We start from the raw sequence: 15879 nt of genomic DNA, 5'->3' as shown, positions 1-15879 counted from the left end.
AGAGTTCAAAAAATTATTCTTATACTGACATGTAAGCTATTCCACAGGATTCTTTTGCTATCTCATATTCTTCGCCAACAATTCTTTCCAGATGTTGTTGTAGATCTAGAAACTTTTTATTGTATCGATCCTTGAAGGCTGAATCAGAGATATTTAATCTTTCAATTATTCCTCCTGGTTGACCTCCAATAACAATCAACTTCTGACCTAGCAAAATCGCCTCTTCTACATCATGAGTAACTAACACCATTGTAGAACCTGTTCCTTGCCAAATATTCAGTAAAAATTTTTGTAATCGTCGCCGCAATTGAACATCTAACGCTGAAAAGGGTTCGTCTAAAAGTAATACATCTGGCTGGACTGCCAAAGATCGAGCAATAGAAACACGCTGTTTCATTCCACCTGAAAGCTGATGAGGATAGAGTTCTCGTGATTGAGATAAGCCAACCTGCTTTATCACCTCCTGAACCTGAGGATTGGAGCTACACTTTCGTTTACCTCGTACCTTAAAGCCAAAGCTAATATTCTGCTCAACAGTTAACCACGGGTAAAGGGTATTTTCCTGAAAAACCATGCCAATTTTAGGTGTAATTCCCTGCAATGGCACCCCATGGAATAAAACCTCACCAGATGAAGGAGGTGTAATTCCTCCTAATAACTTAAGCAAAGTCGACTTACCGCCACCCGAACGACCAAGGATAGTAATAAAATCTCCATCAACTACTGACAAGTTAATTCCAGACAAAGCAGTAAACACATTTTTATTATTTGTATGAAAAACTTTTTTCACATCCCGACAGGTCAAAATTGGCCGGAGATGATTTTTGCATAAATTTGAAGAGTGGCTTCTCATTAATTAGACTTTCCACCAAAAAAACTTCTTTTGAATCAACAATAATAGCCTATCAACAGCGAATCCAGTAATACCAATAATACTAATTCCTAGTAAAATTAAGTTACTATTAAATAAATTTCTCCCTGTCATTACAACTGTACCCAATCCATCTCTCAAACCTGTCATCTCTGCCGCCAATACAGCCATCCAAGCGGCAATAAAGTTAAGTCTTAGAAGAGTAAACACACCAGGCAAGACAGCCGGAATAATTACAAACCTCCAACGAGCAAAGTTATCTGCTCCTAAATTCTCTGCTGTAATTAAGAAATTTAGAGGAATTTTCTTGATTTCAGCAACCGTAGCAATAGTCAGAGTGAAAAACACTCCCATGAACACAATAAAAATAGCTGTCAGGTTGCTGACCCCGAAGATAACTAGTGCTAGCGGAATCCAAGCGATTGGAGCGATTGGAGCTACCAAACCTAGAATTGGTAAGATAAATAGCTCAGACCATTGAGATAGACTAATCAAAAGACCAAAGGTGACAGAGCCTAAAAAAGCTATCGTCATACCTAGGATTACTCGAAATAGGGTGATGAAGACAGACTCATAGATGGTTGCAGATTGAGATCCTAGGCCAATTCTGAAATTGCTTTCAAGCAAAACAGGTAAAAACTTTGATGGTGGTGGCAACACTTGAACGATAGGGTTCTCAGGGTTAGCACCAATCCCTTCCCAAACTCCTATAAATAGGGCGATGGATACTAGTCCACAAACCAACGGTAGTAGCGACCGAGAGATAGGATTATACCAACCAGAGTTATCATTCGACATACTACTTCTCTAGCTCTTTCACAATAGAGACATCAAAAATCTCTTGCGCTGGCACATCTGCTTGAATATAGTTCAGTTGAACCATTTTATCGACAACCGTTTGGACGGCATCTAGGTCTGGGGTAAAGGTTATGGGAGAAGGTTGTGTCTGGAATGCAGTCAGTAATACATCATTGTCAACACGGTAATAGTTACCGTTTGCCAATAACTCAATAGCAGTCTCAGGATCAGTATTAATAATTTCTGCTGCACATTGTAATCCCTGAATATACGCCTCTACAACTTCAGGGCGTTGATCAAGGGTTGTTTCTAAAACACTAACTACTGTATTTGGCGTCGTAATAGACCAAACCTCAGCGTTATCGGTGATAACATTTGCACTGCCCATAGCTACAAATTGAGTAGTGTAGGGTTTAATATGGCTGAGAATATCGACTTCTCCTAGGCGAAATGCATCTACCATGGCCAGAAGGTCATCGAAATAGACCATATCAAAATCACTTGAGTCAATACCCGCTTTCTCAAACCCGTCTGCCAGGATCAACTCAAGGGTATCTCCTCGTAGAGTAGCAACCTTCAAGGTTTCATTTGGATTCTCAGTGACGTAGGTAGCTAGGTCAGCTAGAGATTCAACCCCATAGTTACTATCAATAATCACCTGCATAACGCCCCAACCACCTGCTGCAGCTACTGTCTTAATGGGTACACCACTATTAGCAGCAAAAAACGGCAGGGTAAAAGGATTGGTACTGAAGTCAATTTGTCCTCCAGCAAGGGCCGCATTATTATCCCCTGGGTTTGTGAAAAATACCGTTTCTACTGCTAACCCAGCTTTCTCAAAGCAGTCTGACTCAACTCCCACAAATAAAGGAGCCATATCCAAGGCCACTAAGTGGCCTGCTTTAACCGGTATTAAGCTACTAGAGGGCGTGGATTCAGAACTGCTTGACTCGAGTGCATTCCTGTCCGTAGGCGGTCCTGAAGCACAAGCCCCTGCAAAGCCAGCAACGATCACAAAAAGGAGAGGAACACGCTTCCGTAACATGGGAACACACCTAATTAGCAAGAAACCCGAACAAATTGGAAGTCCAACTTACCTATCGCTAGCCGAAACCATCTGATCGTGAGAGTAAAGGTATAAGCGCCACTTTTTTGTAACCAAGGACACAAAATTCTGCAAAAAAGATGTCATTCTTTGCTTTTAGAACAATTAATCGGTTTTTTTCCTGCGCTTTTAGCAAAGATATACCTCAGTGCCTGCCCATTTTATTGGGATGCGTGAGGGTTGGGTGATGAGAAGTCAGAGGGTGAAAAGCATGATAAAGCATTGAGGAGTGAGCAACCCAACCCAGTACACCTCCTTCAGACTGAAGAATACGGATGGTTGCATTATGGTCTTCCGGGTCAAAGGTGGCACAGCAGTCGTCCAGCAAGAGGCAATAGTAGCCCAAATCGCTAGCATGACGGTAAGTTGCTAGAACACAACACTGGGTTGTTACACCAGCAATAATTAGGTGGGTAATATTATTGTTACGTAGCTTATGATCTAGGGGGGTATTGACAAAACAGGAATGTGCCGGTTTATCTAGTTGTGTCTCGTGGGGTAAAGGGCGTAGTTCCTCAATGATTTCCACTCCTTTTTCTCCCTGAACTAAGAACCGTCCCATTTTTCCCGACTGACCAATAGGAGAACCTGCATTGGAATATCGTTTTTGCTTGCTATCAGTTAAGTCAGACAGATCAGGAGGATGACTTTCTCGAGTAAAGATGACTGCCATACCCAAGTTGCGAGACCATTCTAGAAGAGATTGAATTGATGGGATAATAGCTCTAATCGAAGTCAAGTCTAAATTTAGCTGATTTGCATTAAATCCATCGGGATGACAAAAATCATTCTGCATATCGACAATAAGCAAAGCCGTATTTTTTATTGACAAGTCAAAGGAATGAGTATGAGTTTCTATTTTCACCATAAACCTATCTCATGAAGCAATTCTATGAGTTTACAAGCTTATTCTATTTATTACCATTTTTTTTGAAAATTATACTCACCTGCCATATCTGATGATAAATTTTGTCTTTGATTGTATTGTGTATTGACATAGCCACCCTCCTAATACTCAATTTTCGTCATTTCTTCTTGAATCATGCCCCATTCCCATCATTCGGAATCTGATATTGCTCTTCGTGTTAGGGCAATTGAGTCACTTTTAGCAGAAAAGGGGATTATTGATCCTGCTACCTTGGATGCCATCATTGATGCCTATGAACACCGCATTGGTCCCCATAACGGAGCTCGTATTGTAGCGAAAGCCTGGGTAAGCTATGATTACAAGCAACGATTATTGGCTGATGGTACTAGTGCGATCGCAGAACTAGGCCTAACAGGTTTTTCCAGCGAGCATATGGTTGTTGTGGAAAATACGCCCCAGGTTCACAACTTAGTTGTCTGCACTCTCTGTTCCTGCTATCCCTGGGCCATTCTGGGGTTACCCCCAACCTGGTACAAGTCTTTTGCCTACCGATCTCGTGCTGTTATTGAGCCCCGCAAAGTGCTGCAAGAATTCGGTCTGGATATTCCTGATGAGGTCGAAATCCGAGTGTGGGACAGTAATGCTGACTTACGGTACCTGGTATTACCTGAGCGACCTAGCGGCACCGAAGACATGTCTGAAGAAGCTCTTGCTGATCTAGTTACCCGAAATGCCATGATTGGCACGGCTAAAGTTTATCCCCCTCGATCACCTTCAACCATTACAGCCTAGGAGGACATGCTATGAATGGTCCCCACGACATGGGTGGAATGCACGGCATGGGACCTATTCCAATTGAAGCAGATGAGTCTGTTTTCCATTCTCAATGGGAGGCTAAGGTTTTTGCTATGAGCTTTGCCACCTTCTGCAATTATTTCCCAGTAGATGAAACCCGCCATGCTTCCGAGCGGATGCCTCCAGGGGATTATCTTACATCTTCCTACTATGAACGGTGGCTCTACGCCCTGGAACTCTTGATTACTGAGCATAACCTGGTTACACCCGAAGAAATTGAACAACGCATAGCTAAGCTTTCGCAAGAAGAATACTAACGATGGCAATAGAAACCAGTAACGAATGTATGAGTGTGGCTCAAGCTGAAATCCTATTACAGTCTGGGGTCAACTGTCGCGGGGTTACCAATGCTCCACCTAAGTTTCAGGTGGGGGATATGGTTAAAGCAAAGGTTATGCACCCCGTGACTTACACTCGTCTGCCACGCTACGTGCGAGGAAAGGTCGGCACTATTGCTAAAGTACATGGAGTATATGTTTTCCCAGACACAATTGGTCAGCGACTGGATACCAAACCTCAGTATGTGTACAATGTACGCTTTGCAGCTCAGGATATCTGGGGGCCGGATGCATCACCTAAAGATTTCCTTCACATTGATCTATTCGATGATCATTTAGACACTGTTTAGACTCGATGAAACTTCCTCAAAATTTTTCTTCGTCAGCATCTTATCCTATGTCAAATCTAGATAAAGAACCTGTGTTCAAAACCCCTTGGGAGGCCAGAGCCTTTGCTATTGTGAATCAGTTAGCAACACTTGAACATTGTACTTGGCCTGAATGGACCCAATATCTCTCATCTGAAATTAAGGCTACAGAACAAGTTAATCATGATACAGACACTTACTATGAACAGTGGGTGGGGGCCTGTGAAAAATTACTCGTAGATAAGGGACTGTTAGATATTCAAGCTATTCACACGAAAATTAATGAGCTGAGAGCAGAGCAGAAACTAGAACATGGGCACTGATATTAGATCATAATTACTGAGAACCTATTTGCTTGTGGTGCCCTAAAAAGCTAACATGTTACTCATCGCAAAAGTAAGAAAAGAAGTACTGGGGCTAAACCTAAACTGGAAAATCCTGAAGAGGCTAGCAGTCAGAGCCCAGAAGCCAAAATTCAGTCCCTGCTTATATTCTGACTCCTGGCTCCTGACTGCTATGACAGGTATAGCGTCCCACATTGAGAAGTACACTGAAGCATCACCTATGACTTCAGCGAGAAGCTATTTTGGAGCGTAGGAGAGGTAAAGAGGCGATCGCTCAACAATTGCTACAGAGTATCGCCCCCAACGCTACTGTCGTAACTGCTCTTGCATAAACCCCAGTACCCGCTCAAAAGCCCCACGGGTCGGATGGCCTGCCTGCCTTAACTCCAGGGTTAGAGCTGGGTGAGCCCTGGGGGATATACCAAACCGGTTTCCAGGGCCAGAGTTGATCTCGATGGTCTCCAGGGCCTTCCCTCGCTTCCAGCACATCATCTCATCGTCCCTCACCACCTCAGGCGTGCCCCCAAAGGTTTGGCGCAGGGTATCAAAGCGCTCCTTGGGACTGGTGCTGTCCTCAGAAAAGCGAATGGCCAATAGGGGTACCCCAGCATCAGCCCTGGCCTTTGCGGCCTCCAGGTCATCCTGGGAGACTCCTAACGCTGCCCTATGGTCCCTAGTCATACCAATGGGCAACGAGGGCTGACTCGCCACCGGGGCCAGCACCGATTCATCGGCCATCAGAGACAGTACAAAGCCCCCGGTCAGACACATACCAATCACCCCAACCCCCGGTCCACCACAGTCCTGGTGAGCTTTTCGACAAAGGGCTTTAAGCCACTGGGTAATGGGGCTCGACTGATGCTTGGCAAAGCAGTAAAACTCTTGACTGATGCAGAGTTGGGCCACTAATCCCAGGGTTTTCACCACTGAGAAGGGGCGATCTGGTTGGTCAAACAAGAGAGGCATGTAGACTGTAAAGCCAGCCGCTGCAATTTGTCGCCCTAGGTCTACGCATTCAGGAATCATGCCAGGCAACTCATGCAGCAGCACTACGGCAGGCCCAGTGCCTTTTGTATAGACAGGTCGAGCTGGGAACCCCTCACTAGCAAACTCAAAGGTAGAAAAGTCTTTCATGGGATCGCAACCCAAAAGCGTCTGATAGGCTCGATCAGCCCCCAGTAAGGTACCAGGGGCACTGATCTAACCGCTACTCTTCCGCATCCTCTTCACCTGACTTGACCAAGCGAATATGCTTATAGCCCATCTTGATCTGAAACTCATCCCCAGGCTGAAGCCCCATTTCTGAGGTATAGGCAGAACCAATCACAATCTGACCGTTTTTATGAACCGTCACCGTATAGGATGCCTCTCGGCCTCGACCGTCTTTGTTCTTCTCAGGGTCTAACTGAATGCCCTTTGCCGACAGCAAGGCATCATAGAATTCAGCTAGGTTCACCCGAGGCTTGCCGCCTTTACCAGCGGTGTAATAGCCACATTCTTTAGCCAGCTCACGCTTGGAGAGACTATCGTTCTCTTTGACTGCTTTCAATAGCTCTTTGCCAGTCAAACACTCTTTAGATTTTGTTGCCATTCTTAATTATTCCTGCAATAAAACACCAGATTTTCAGGATTTCGTACTGGAATTATAGATCCTGCTAGCATCTAGAATGTTAAGCAACAAAAAGGGTTATCACCTAATGAATCAGGCAAAAGAGCAGTCAGTTGCCCTAGTCACTGGAGGAGCCTAAGGAATTGGACTGGGCATGACGACACATCTACTTCACCAGGGATGGCAGGTTGTTATTGCCGATATTAACGAACAAGCATCCACCCCAGGCCGCTAACCTGAGCACTGTAGACCACCAGCAACATCCTGTGGGTCGAGTCGGCCAACCCCAGGACATCGCTGAAATGACTCACTTCCTATTGTCAGATAAGGCAGGCTTTATCACGGGGCAGAACGTTGTCATTGATGATGGCATGACCTAAAAGATGATCTATGAAGAATGACTGGTAAAGGGCGATCGCAACCGGCTTCTGTGATTGCCGCTGGAGTGACACCTTTGCCAGGGCTGCTAGAGCGACAATGGAGCGCCCTACGTTTAGTTTCCTTTAGGAGGTCTACCCTACAATGGCGACTATGGCGCGGGGTACATCCCACTTTTGTCATCATGAGCAGAACGGAGCGTAGCGAAGGATCTCAGTTCTTGCACAAGATCGAGATTCTTCACTTCGCTATCGCTACATTACTCTTTCAGAGCCGCTAAAGCGAACAGAATGACATTTGCAAAACTAGGATGCACCCCAAATGCTGACTGTTCCTGAACACAAATTCAGATTCGTCGAATTAGATCCTAAATATGAGTGATTCGCAGAAGTTTCTAATTCCGTTAGAGTCCCCATACATCAAAGTTTTCAGAAGCTTCTCACATTATCAAGTTTATAAAGCACAACTTCACTCGCTCTTTCTCACTATAAGCCGTATTTTTCCAATTGGTTTTGCAAATATCCCTTAGGATCATTTGGATCTAAACTATCAAACATCAGTTGTTCAACTCTTTCTTTCTCATTAGGAACAGGGAGATTGAGTTCTGTGGACATTTCCTGAATTAACTCACTTAGGAAAATCTCTTCTCCAATCTGACGATAGTCTGTTAAAGCTTCCTGACTCAGATTATTCCAGCGTACCATTTGAGAAACAATCCAGTGAGAAAAACTTTGCCATGGGTAAGGATCGAAATCAACCCGATCAGGGATATCTAGACTATTACCTCGGCCATCATCAAAATTTCCTAAATATACTGAATCCAGAACCTCTTGTGGCTGATTAAGAAATGCTCGTGTTGACAAAGTTTGAGAAATTTCCGATCTATTGCTCTTATCTTTTGAATAATGAGCTGCCTCTAAGACTGCTTTTGTTAATGCCTGGAAAGTATTAGGATGATTATCCATCCACTCTTGGCCAGCACCTAGGATACAGCATGGGTGCCCTGGCCATAAATCTTTACTGAGCATGTGGATGTAACCAGCCCCTTCAGAAACTAATCTCTGATTAAATGGCTCAGCAATTAGCATGGCATCTAAGTCGCCAATTGACATCTGAGCCACAGTGTCAGGTGGAGGAACAACATCCAACTGAACATCTGTATCAGGATCTAACCCACCTGTAGCTAAATAATATCGCAATAAGAGAGTGTGAGTTGAATATGGAAAGGGAATGGCAATTCTAAAACCTTTAAAGTCCGCCGGTCCTTTAACTCTCTGCTCATGCTGCTTAGCAACCGTGATTGCATTTCCATTCAGGTTACTTATAATTAGTGACCTTGTTGAAAATGCTGTAGAGCCAATACCAAGGGTCATTGCTATTGGCATTGGAGCAATAAGGTGAGACGCATCGAGCTCACCCGAAGATATCGCATCTCGAACGGCAGCCCACCCTGGCATTTTAACCAACTCAACGTTAAGACCATACTTCTCATATATCCCACGTGGCCCTGCCATTAAGATGGGCGTAGCACAAGTAATTGGTACAAATCCAACTTTGATAGTGGTCTTCTCTAAATTACCTATGATCTCATCATCGCCAGCTCCTTGAGTAACTGCGTCATTTGATGGACCAGCACAATTTGTTAATGAAACCAAAGCTGCACCAACCGCTAGATTTCTAAGAAACTCCTTTCTCGTTATACTACTAGCCTTGATGGCATCTCCGAAAAATTCGCCAGCCTTTGGCCCAAAAGCAGCTGAGAATGCTGCATCTAGCCCTCCAGCCTGTTGGATCAAAGCATTGCAGAGCTTTTCTCTCTTAGGATTGCCCTGTACGGCCATCCTGAGGAATAATGTCTTCCTAATTTCCTTAAAACTTAATTCTTCCGCTATCGGTATAGCTTTAGGATCATAAAACCCCATTCTGCTTAAGTCATCGATAAGCTCTAGTGGATCCTGTGGCATTGTGCTGGCGAAATCACAATGATCAGACCTTTCATGAGTATAGCCACACGAGCATTCGATGTAGTTAGATATAGAACCACTACACTTGTCAAGTATTGAAGAGCCTGTAAGCATGGCTTGTATCAACCCAAGTAAAAAACAGTTAGAACGCCTGAAGTACAAACTAAAAGACAGGTACTTGCTTGTCCAATTTCCAAAAAGCTAGACTGGAAAAGCAGGATCGCTCCTAAAAAGTACTGTTAGCCACCTTCAATTCATGACGAGGTATAGCAGAAACAAACCCAAAAAATAGTAGCACTTGCCACAGAAATGTAAAGCTCAGGGTTTTCAAATATCTTCCTTTTGATAGTTGCACCTCAATATTACGGATTCTCAACCTGAGTCAAATACGATTCTGTCATCTAGACTACTGTTTTAACCATGAGGATTGCCAACTATAGGTAGATGACGGAATGGCGAAGGTAATCCCAAATGGATAACTTTAATAAGTGAAATCAACTTCTAGTAAGTTTTCATGGATGCCTCAACCGCACCTTCTCAATAAGTGCTGGTAACTTGGCCTCTGATCAATGAGTTTGCGACGTTTGAGGCTTCTGATTCAGGACTTTACCAGCGGTTATTGAGTAATTACTCTCATCCTTTATTTCTCTTGATAATTTCTCATGAATTAAAGTGTTTGAGATTTTTTCAAAAAAAGGCAACATACTTCGTCTTTGAATATCATTGTAAATTGTTTCAATGATATTCACAATTCAAAACCTACAGTACATTGATCTTTGAGTTTGAAATTTTGAAAACTCCAGAGTTTTGACATTTACTATTCAGTGGTTTATGATGATTGCATGTTAGATGAATAATTTTCCTCTTAAGCTCTAACTGAAACTTGAATTTAATGCTTTGCTATTTGTTTTTTTGTCTTGATCAGATGCTAGTAGGTGCATTTATTCATTTGACATCAAAAAGAGGAGGCATGATTTTAATGTGTGAGATTCCGCCCAAGAAAAACCATCGTCAAATTCCTCACAACCCTACTGACAGCTCAAGCATTGATCAATCTGAGTTAGATATCAACATTTTTGAAAAACGTATTATTTCAATACACAATCTTATGATTCAAAAGGGTTATCTTCCTAGTCTTGATCCTATTCGCAGGGCAGCCGAAGAAGTTGATGGAATTTTTGAAAGTAAATTATTTAGTTCTGATATTATTTTTGATTTGCCTGATTTTTTATTAGATAGGCTTCCGAAATATGGAGAAAGAAGAGTTCTAGCTCTTGAAACTGTTCTTTTAGAGCTTGGTTTCTTCAGTCGTGAAGATTTGAAAAATGAAGATGAAAACTACTTATCGTTTGATAAATCTGGTAAGGTGATGTCCAGAATTGCATATACCCCTTATGTAGAAGAGTTGAATCAAGGTGAATTAGGTTATCAAGTAGGCGACTGGGTTGAAGTAGTGTCACTAGGAAAGAAAGGACATATTCGGACACCAGTATATTTATTGAGGAAAAAGGGTAAAGTAGTCAGTTTGCAAGGCAGTTTCCTAAATCCGGAAGATGTTGCTCACTTCAAGAAAAAAGTAACACGTTTACCCTTATACTTAGTTGAGTTTGTTCTAGAGGATGTGTGGGGAAAATTGTGTCCTGATAACAGTAAAAATGATAAAATCAGGGTTGAATTATATGAGCATTGGCTTACCAAATTAAGTTGAACTGGACATGGAGTAAGTTTTTGGTTTCTTGCTATGGAAGACATACAAGCGCAAAATAGATATCCCTTCTACAAAGTTTCTGAGACAAGCGTGGAAGACCACGACCATGATCATCCGCCCATCAATGATGATGAAGCATACTGGAACCAGCGTACGAGAGTCATTCAAAAGCTTTTAGAAGAAAAAGGATTTTTCACAGCTGCTGATGTAAGGCGTGAAATTGAAAGAGAAGACTCTGTTACGCCTATGCTAGGGGCTCGTCTTGTTGCTCGGGCTTGGGTTGATCCAGATTTCAAGCTCCGCTTGTGTGAAGATGGCAAAGCAGCTTGCAGAGAAATGGATATTGACACTGTTGAGATTAAAAGGCTTGAAGTTGTTGAGAATACAGAATTTGTCCATCATGTAGTAGTTTGTACTCTTTGCTCTTGCTATCCAAGAGCAATACTCGGATATCATCCGCCTTCTTGGTATAAGAGTACAGCTTATCGTAATAGAGTAGTAGTTGATCCGAGAGGAGTTTTAGAAAATGATTTTGGAACTGTAATTGAAAAGGATGTTGAGATTAGAGTAATGGATAGCAATGCAGATACTAGATATCTTGTCATTCCTCTTAGACCTAAAGGAACTGAAGGATGGGATGAGGAGACTTTAATTCCTTTAGTTACTCGTGATAGCATGATTGGTGTTTCTTTCGCAAACGCTCCTTAGCGATTCAATCTATTTGTATCGTTGATATCAAAATTCATCTTCTTTAGGGGAATAATTCATGAGCGGACTTGGTGGACTTAACAAAACTCCTAGTGGTGTAGTTTTTGGGGCAGTACAGCTACAGCTACCTAATGTTGTAACACGTGACGACTTAGCAGCCCAAACTCAGCGTATTGTCGATATGGTAGGCAAAGCAAGACGTAATATGCCGACGATGGACTTAGTGGTTTTCCCAGAGTATTCCCTTCATGGTCTCTCAATGGACACTAATTCTGAGATTATGTGTCGGCTGGATGGTCCAGAAGTAGAGGCTTTCCGAAAAGCCTGTGTCAGCAATGACATATGGGGTTGTTTTTCCATAATGGAATATAACCCTAATGGCAACCCTTACAATAGTGGGATTATTATTGACAGTAAGGGGGAGTTAAAACTTTACTATAGGAAGCTTCATCCTTGGGTACCTGTAGAGCCATGGGAACCAGGGAATCTAGGCATACCCGTGTGTGAGGGGCCTAACGGCAGCAAGATTGCTTTAATTATTTGTCATGATGGTATGTTTCCAGAAATGGCAAGAGAATGTGCCTATAAGGGTGCAGAAATTATGATTAGGACAGCAGGCTATACTGCTCCAATCCGTCATGCTTGGCGAATCACAAACCAAGCTAATGCATTCTGTAATCAGATAATCACTATCTCTGTTTGTATGTGTGGGACTGATGGGACATTCGATTCGATGGGCGAAGGAATGATTGTCAATTTTGACGGTGAACCTCTTGTTATGGGAAGTCATCGTCCAGACGAAATCATTACTGCTGAAGTTCGGCCTGATTTAGTTCGAGAATCACGTAAATATTGGAGTGTTGAGAACAATATTTATCAATTTGGCCATCGTGGTTATGTTGCAGTAAAAGGCGGTGCCCAAGACTGTCCGTATACTTACATGAAGGACTTAGTTGATGGCTCTTATCGATTACCTTGGGAAGATGAGGTGGTTTACACTGATGGTACTTCCTGCGGCTTTCCCCTTCCTAGTCGAGAATATCAAGGCGAAGGAGTTCCTCCAGATCTAAATGCAGCTGTTAGCTAACTGATTATTTATCAACTGACAATTAATGAGTAGTTTTTTATGTGCACAAAGTTTTCTGGAGCGAGGTAATACTTGTTTTCGTTATACAAGTAACGCTCTGCAGAGGTGGGGTACCAGCGATCGCATCCCTCCGCTCAACGCAAAAAAAGGGGAGCCGCAGCCCCCCAGGCAACTAACCCACCAACCGACAGCGAACCCGGCCACCCCGCACACCACCAACCAGCTGCACCTGGCCACCAGGAACCGTACAGGGCACCGACACCGCAAACGACCCCGGCCCAGAGGACACCGAGCGCACCAGCACCGAGTAACCCACCACCCGAGCCCACCGCACAGCGAAGTCAGCAGGCAACTGGTCAAACCACACTTCAGCCACGAAGCCGGTGAACGACCTGTCGGACTCCCGCCAGGAGCACTCGACCGCACCAAACTCAGTAGCCAAACCAGCCACAAACTCGTAAGAAACAGGAAGCATAGAAGAAACCAAACGCTACGGCTCCCTTCCACGCCACCGGCTTCCCCCCCCAGAGGGCGGCCAGACTAGGCGCAAGGGCAAGGCAGGCCCAAGAAAAAACGCGCAGCGACCACTCAATCAGCCTGACGCAGCTTGGGAACCCCTTGCGCCGGGTTGCTAAGGCGTAAAATAGAAAAGCCTGCGTTGGTTGTATATCAGGGGTTTAGCCTACATCGAGCTAGCGATAAGCCCAGGCCGAATTGGATCAGGCTTACTAGGGCATCAACAATGCGATCGCAGCCCTGGAGCAGTACGGGCATAATAGCTCCATGGAATTTCACATCAGCCCCTGGCGATTGCCAGGGGTATTTTGTTGGTCGCCGATCGTTAAACCGCTTACTGGATGAAGTTTTGAGGCACTGAGCCCCGCCACCGATGGCGTAGTGTCTGAACGGTTCGGAAGCGTAGCCCTCCTGGGCGTAGTCTCCCTCGCCGCTAGGGCTACTGTGCCATTCAACGCTCGGTGTCGCCCCAGGCCGCCCAGGGAGTCAGAATCAGAGAGCCCTGGCGGGCAAAAGCGGTAACTGGCGGTAAGTGGCGTCACACCGACCCAAAATACCACCAGATGGCAAGGGCTTTGAAACGGGAGGGCGATCGCCGTCTCTAAGCGGCGATCGCCTGTTGCTGGGGCATGACTGCCGCAGCGCACCAGTAGACCAATACCTGGTCATAGGTGCCCTCAGTAACCGGCTCAAATTCCCTCACGGTGCTGGCCACCCAGCCCGGCATATCGTGGACTTCAGAACCAACTTCAGGGAGCGCCTCGGGGTGCTCCGGTAGGCCAAACAACACATCGTCGGGGGAGACGCAAACATACATGAGCCGCTGCCCGGCGCTGTCCCACGGGTCGCGATCGGGTACTTGGCCATCCAGGGTCAGCACCGCCACGCTGAAACTGTTTTCCGAGCCATCGGCGGGGGAATAATCCTCTACCTGCGCTACTGTCCACTGCCGTCCTTCCCAGGAACGGACATCGCCTGCCGCAGGGGCAACTCCACTCAGCTCGAAGTCATAGTCCTCAATGGCCCATCCTTGGTAGGTATCAGGTTCACAGGAGTACTGAGCCTCCCGAGGCCAAGCAAACACAAGCTGGGTAACATTCATGGCTGACTCCTGAATCGACACAGGTAGCGGTTTCGGGTCTTCGTACTGGCCTTGATGACGTCGATCAACTCAACCTCTGAACGACCCTGTTCAGTATAGTCTTCGGCCATTGCCTTGCACTTTCGCCTGGCCTGCTGCTGACCATCGGCCAGGATCGGCTCATCCCAATCTTCGGGGACGCCCTCGGGGTCTGACAAGTAGGTCATTGGCAAATCCCCTCATTGAAACCCACCCCTGGTTTAGGGCAACTTAGTTCCCTTGTATTATCTGGCTAGTTGCCCGCGCCGCAACCACTCCACAGCTGAATATCCTACGGGAACCCTCTCTACACAAGGCATCCGCGCCAATCGAGAGGTTGGGATGAGACTTTTAGGTAGAACGGCGAAATAAGGCTTTGAGACAACTGGCACAAGGCAGCACAGGCCAAGTTTAGTCCATTCTTTAGCCCTACTGGCACAGAGCACATTTGCTTATGGGCAATAAGCCAGGATGACTCGCAGAAAACCCCTGCTAGATTTGCTCTGGCAGGGGTTATTCAAAGCACTCTGTAGTACGGCTTAGGATGTCTTCTGTTGAGATTCACCTCCCTCGTCTAAAAGTTGCTGAAGGTGTTGAAAGAGTTGCTTCTGATCTCCTCGGGCTAAGTGGTGTACAGCCCGCAATAGTTTTGACAGTGGCAGCACCTCTGCATCACTATCAGAACAAAGTCGGATAGTGATAGCATCTTCAATGGCCTGTTGTTGCTCCACAGGCGTTAGTTTCGCGTACAGACGTCGGAGCGTGTCGACACTATGGCCCATCATGTAAGCTAGGGACCTTAGCTCGATATCTGACAAGCCGACCTGAAAGCCCCATGTGGCCCAGAAATAGCGCATGGTATGTGGCGTTATCGCCTTGCCAACTAACCGATGAGACTTGAGTCTGATGGTACTGTGATACGTCTGCTCGCTGTAGGGTCGACCCGAGTACGGACTGATGAATAATGTACCGAGCCTCCAAATAGCTCCACGAGTAAAGATTCTACAAGCGTCCAATCGAGCTAATTGGGACTATGACAATAGAAGCAGATGTCTTGTACCTATCGGTTGGCGAACCTCGCCCTGCCGTTGGTGTTGACATTGGTAATGGCGTGATATTGCGCTATGACGAAGTCACTCAAGAGGTCATTGGGCTAACCGTGATTGGGCTACGAGCTAAGCTTGCAGCAGTGGCTTAGCGACACCAAACTTTATCCGTGGGGGGCTGGCCCCCAACCATTCCGGGGTTTTGGGATGCACCCGCAAAATGTAGACCCCCTGCTCTGGCATGGGGGCCGTGGTG

At 45.2% G+C, this 15879-nt stretch carries 19 protein-coding genes and 1 pseudogene; 9 read left to right on the top strand and 11 right to left on the bottom strand.

Annotated elements, in window-relative coordinates; translation table 11 throughout:
* Window positions 1-19: 19 nt before the first annotated feature.
* The 4 genes from E1H13_RS17155 to E1H13_RS17140 form a co-directional block, all read right to left on the bottom strand.
* Window positions 20-790, bottom strand: a complete 771-nt coding sequence (locus E1H13_RS17155; protein WP_347404176.1) for an ABC transporter ATP-binding protein — start codon at window positions 788-790, stop codon at window positions 20-22.
* A 66-nt stretch (window positions 791-856) separates the two neighbouring features.
* Window positions 857-1669, bottom strand: coding sequence for an ABC transporter permease subunit (locus E1H13_RS17150; RefSeq protein WP_169614888.1), 813 nt, complete (start codon window positions 1667-1669; stop codon window positions 857-859).
* A gap of 1 nt (window position 1670) precedes the next feature.
* Window positions 1671-2714, bottom strand: a complete 1044-nt coding sequence (locus E1H13_RS17145) for an ABC transporter substrate-binding protein (RefSeq protein ID WP_169614886.1) — start codon at window positions 2712-2714, stop codon at window positions 1671-1673.
* A gap of 205 nt (window positions 2715-2919) precedes the next feature.
* Window positions 2920-3642, bottom strand: a complete 723-nt coding sequence (locus tag E1H13_RS17140) for an isochorismatase family cysteine hydrolase (protein ID WP_169614884.1) — start codon at window positions 3640-3642, stop codon at window positions 2920-2922.
* 174 nt (window positions 3643-3816) lie between these two features.
* Between E1H13_RS17140 and nthA the strand changes: the two genes are divergently transcribed.
* Genes nthA through E1H13_RS17120 form a run of 4 tightly spaced genes read left to right on the top strand, consistent with a single transcriptional unit; the run spans window position 3817 to window position 5466 of the window.
* Complete coding sequence (gene nthA / locus E1H13_RS17135) at window positions 3817-4434, top strand: nitrile hydratase subunit alpha (protein ID WP_169614882.1); 618 nt, start codon at window positions 3817-3819, stop codon at window positions 4432-4434.
* A gap of 11 nt (window positions 4435-4445) precedes the next feature.
* Complete coding sequence (locus tag E1H13_RS27710; protein WP_169614879.1) at window positions 4446-4754, top strand: SH3-like domain-containing protein; 309 nt, start codon at window positions 4446-4448, stop codon at window positions 4752-4754.
* Window positions 4755-4756: 2 nt separating this feature from the next.
* Entirely contained in the window at window positions 4757-5125 is a 369-nt protein-coding gene (locus tag E1H13_RS27705) for an SH3-like domain-containing protein (RefSeq protein ID WP_169614877.1), read from the top strand.
* A 5-nt stretch (window positions 5126-5130) separates the two neighbouring features.
* A complete protein-coding gene (locus tag E1H13_RS17120) occupies window positions 5131-5466 on the top strand; it encodes a nitrile hydratase accessory protein (RefSeq protein ID WP_169614876.1) in 336 nt (111 codons plus the stop codon).
* A gap of 327 nt (window positions 5467-5793) precedes the next feature.
* On the opposite strand, the gene E1H13_RS17115 is transcribed toward E1H13_RS17120, so the two are convergent.
* Window positions 5794-6621, bottom strand: a complete 828-nt coding sequence (locus tag E1H13_RS17115) for a dienelactone hydrolase family protein (protein ID WP_169614874.1) — start codon at window positions 6619-6621, stop codon at window positions 5794-5796.
* 73 nt (window positions 6622-6694) lie between these two features.
* A complete protein-coding gene (locus E1H13_RS17110; protein WP_169614872.1) occupies window positions 6695-7078 on the bottom strand; it encodes an AbrB family transcriptional regulator in 384 nt (127 codons plus the stop codon).
* 242 nt (window positions 7079-7320) lie between these two features.
* Here E1H13_RS17110 and E1H13_RS17105 point away from each other — a divergent pair.
* Window positions 7321-7476, top strand: a pseudogene (locus E1H13_RS17105) (SDR family oxidoreductase); the annotation flags it as partial.
* 483 nt (window positions 7477-7959) lie between these two features.
* Here the strand turns inward: E1H13_RS17105 and E1H13_RS17100 are convergent.
* The gene (locus E1H13_RS17100; RefSeq protein ID WP_240966693.1) at window positions 7960-9438 is read right to left on the bottom strand and encodes a CmpA/NrtA family ABC transporter substrate-binding protein; all 1479 of its coding nucleotides are present in this window, start codon (window positions 9436-9438) and stop codon (window positions 7960-7962) included.
* Window positions 9439-10363: 925 nt separating this feature from the next.
* Here E1H13_RS17100 and E1H13_RS17095 point away from each other — a divergent pair.
* The 3 genes from E1H13_RS17095 to E1H13_RS17085 are packed head-to-tail and all read left to right on the top strand — an operon-like array spanning window position 10364 to window position 12941.
* Window positions 10364-11146, top strand: a complete 783-nt coding sequence (locus E1H13_RS17095) for an SH3-like domain-containing protein (protein ID WP_169614869.1) — start codon at window positions 10364-10366, stop codon at window positions 11144-11146.
* 33 nt (window positions 11147-11179) lie between these two features.
* Window positions 11180-11854 (top strand): nitrile hydratase subunit alpha, encoded by a 675-nt coding sequence (locus E1H13_RS17090; RefSeq protein ID WP_169614867.1) that lies wholly within the window; start codon window positions 11180-11182, stop codon window positions 11852-11854.
* Window positions 11855-11912: 58 nt separating this feature from the next.
* Window positions 11913-12941 carry a formamidase gene (locus tag E1H13_RS17085; RefSeq protein WP_169614866.1) on the top strand — a complete coding sequence of 343 codons (1029 nt, stop codon included), beginning with the start codon at window positions 11913-11915 and terminating at the stop codon, window positions 12939-12941.
* Between the two features lie 172 nt (window positions 12942-13113).
* Here E1H13_RS17085 and E1H13_RS17080 read toward each other — a convergent pair whose 3' ends face one another.
* The 4 genes from E1H13_RS17080 to E1H13_RS17065 all read right to left on the bottom strand — a co-directional run bounded on the left by E1H13_RS17080 (window position 13114) and on the right by E1H13_RS17065 (window position 14765).
* Window positions 13114-13416, bottom strand: a complete 303-nt coding sequence (locus tag E1H13_RS17080) for a hypothetical protein (RefSeq protein ID WP_169614864.1) — start codon at window positions 13414-13416, stop codon at window positions 13114-13116.
* Between the two features lie 316 nt (window positions 13417-13732).
* Window positions 13733-14104: a hypothetical protein gene (locus E1H13_RS17075; RefSeq protein ID WP_169614863.1), complete on the bottom strand. Its 372-nt coding sequence runs from the start codon at window positions 14102-14104 to the stop codon at window positions 13733-13735.
* A complete protein-coding gene (locus E1H13_RS17070; protein ID WP_169614861.1) occupies window positions 14059-14559 on the bottom strand; it encodes a hypothetical protein in 501 nt (166 codons plus the stop codon). Before E1H13_RS17070 ends, E1H13_RS17075 begins: the two co-directional genes overlap by 46 nt.
* Window positions 14556-14765: a hypothetical protein gene (locus E1H13_RS17065; RefSeq protein ID WP_169614860.1), complete on the bottom strand. Its 210-nt coding sequence runs from the start codon at window positions 14763-14765 to the stop codon at window positions 14556-14558. The genes E1H13_RS17070 and E1H13_RS17065 overlap by 4 nt, the downstream gene beginning before the upstream one ends.
* Window positions 14766-15610: 845 nt before the next feature.
* On the opposite strand from E1H13_RS17065, the gene E1H13_RS17060 reads away from it, so the two are divergent.
* Window positions 15611-15775 (top strand): DUF2283 domain-containing protein, encoded by a 165-nt coding sequence (locus E1H13_RS17060; protein ID WP_206070631.1) that lies wholly within the window; start codon window positions 15611-15613, stop codon window positions 15773-15775.
* Window positions 15776-15879: the final 104 nt, after the last annotated feature.

Origin of the sequence: Nodosilinea sp. P-1105 (genome assembly GCF_012911975.1) — a bacterium.
Lineage (GTDB): Bacteria > Cyanobacteriota > Cyanobacteriia > Phormidesmidales > Phormidesmidaceae > Nodosilinea.
The sequence above is the reverse complement of the archived record's forward strand: the minus strand, read 5'-3'. Positions and strand labels throughout refer to the sequence as shown.

Bases quoted from the DNA above. Each gene is read 5' to 3' on its own strand.
- E1H13_RS17085 (WP_169614866.1), top strand. From the start codon at position 11,913: ATGAGCGGACTTGGTGGACTTAACAAAACTCCTAGTGGTGTAGTTTTT.
- E1H13_RS27710 (WP_169614879.1), top strand. From the start codon at position 4,446: ATGAATGGTCCCCACGACATGGGTGGAATGCACGGCATGGGACCTATT.
- E1H13_RS17145 (WP_169614886.1), bottom strand. From the start codon at position 2,714: ATGTTACGGAAGCGTGTTCCTCTCCTTTTTGTGATCGTTGCTGGCTTT.
- E1H13_RS17150 (WP_169614888.1), bottom strand. From the start codon at position 1,669: ATGTCGAATGATAACTCTGGTTGGTATAATCCTATCTCTCGGTCGCTA.
- E1H13_RS17080 (WP_169614864.1), bottom strand. From the start codon at position 13,416: ATGCTTCCTGTTTCTTACGAGTTTGTGGCTGGTTTGGCTACTGAGTTT.
- E1H13_RS27705 (WP_169614877.1), top strand. From the start codon at position 4,757: ATGGCAATAGAAACCAGTAACGAATGTATGAGTGTGGCTCAAGCTGAA.
- E1H13_RS17070 (WP_169614861.1), bottom strand. From the start codon at position 14,559: ATGAATGTTACCCAGCTTGTGTTTGCTTGGCCTCGGGAGGCTCAGTAC.
- E1H13_RS17095 (WP_169614869.1), top strand. From the start codon at position 10,364: ATGCTAGTAGGTGCATTTATTCATTTGACATCAAAAAGAGGAGGCATG.
- E1H13_RS17115 (WP_169614874.1), bottom strand. From the start codon at position 6,621: ATGAAAGACTTTTCTACCTTTGAGTTTGCTAGTGAGGGGTTCCCAGCT.
- nthA (WP_169614882.1), top strand. From the start codon at position 3,817: ATGCCCCATTCCCATCATTCGGAATCTGATATTGCTCTTCGTGTTAGG.
- E1H13_RS17100 (WP_240966693.1), bottom strand. From the start codon at position 9,438: ATGCCACAGGATCCACTAGAGCTTATCGATGACTTAAGCAGAATGGGG.
- E1H13_RS17090 (WP_169614867.1), top strand. From the start codon at position 11,180: ATGGAAGACATACAAGCGCAAAATAGATATCCCTTCTACAAAGTTTCT.
- E1H13_RS17060 (WP_206070631.1), top strand. From the start codon at position 15,611: ATGACAATAGAAGCAGATGTCTTGTACCTATCGGTTGGCGAACCTCGC.
- E1H13_RS17140 (WP_169614884.1), bottom strand. From the start codon at position 3,642: ATGGTGAAAATAGAAACTCATACTCATTCCTTTGACTTGTCAATAAAA.
- E1H13_RS17110 (WP_169614872.1), bottom strand. From the start codon at position 7,078: ATGGCAACAAAATCTAAAGAGTGTTTGACTGGCAAAGAGCTATTGAAA.
- E1H13_RS17065 (WP_169614860.1), bottom strand. From the start codon at position 14,765: ATGACCTACTTGTCAGACCCCGAGGGCGTCCCCGAAGATTGGGATGAG.
- E1H13_RS17120 (WP_169614876.1), top strand. From the start codon at position 5,131: ATGAAACTTCCTCAAAATTTTTCTTCGTCAGCATCTTATCCTATGTCA.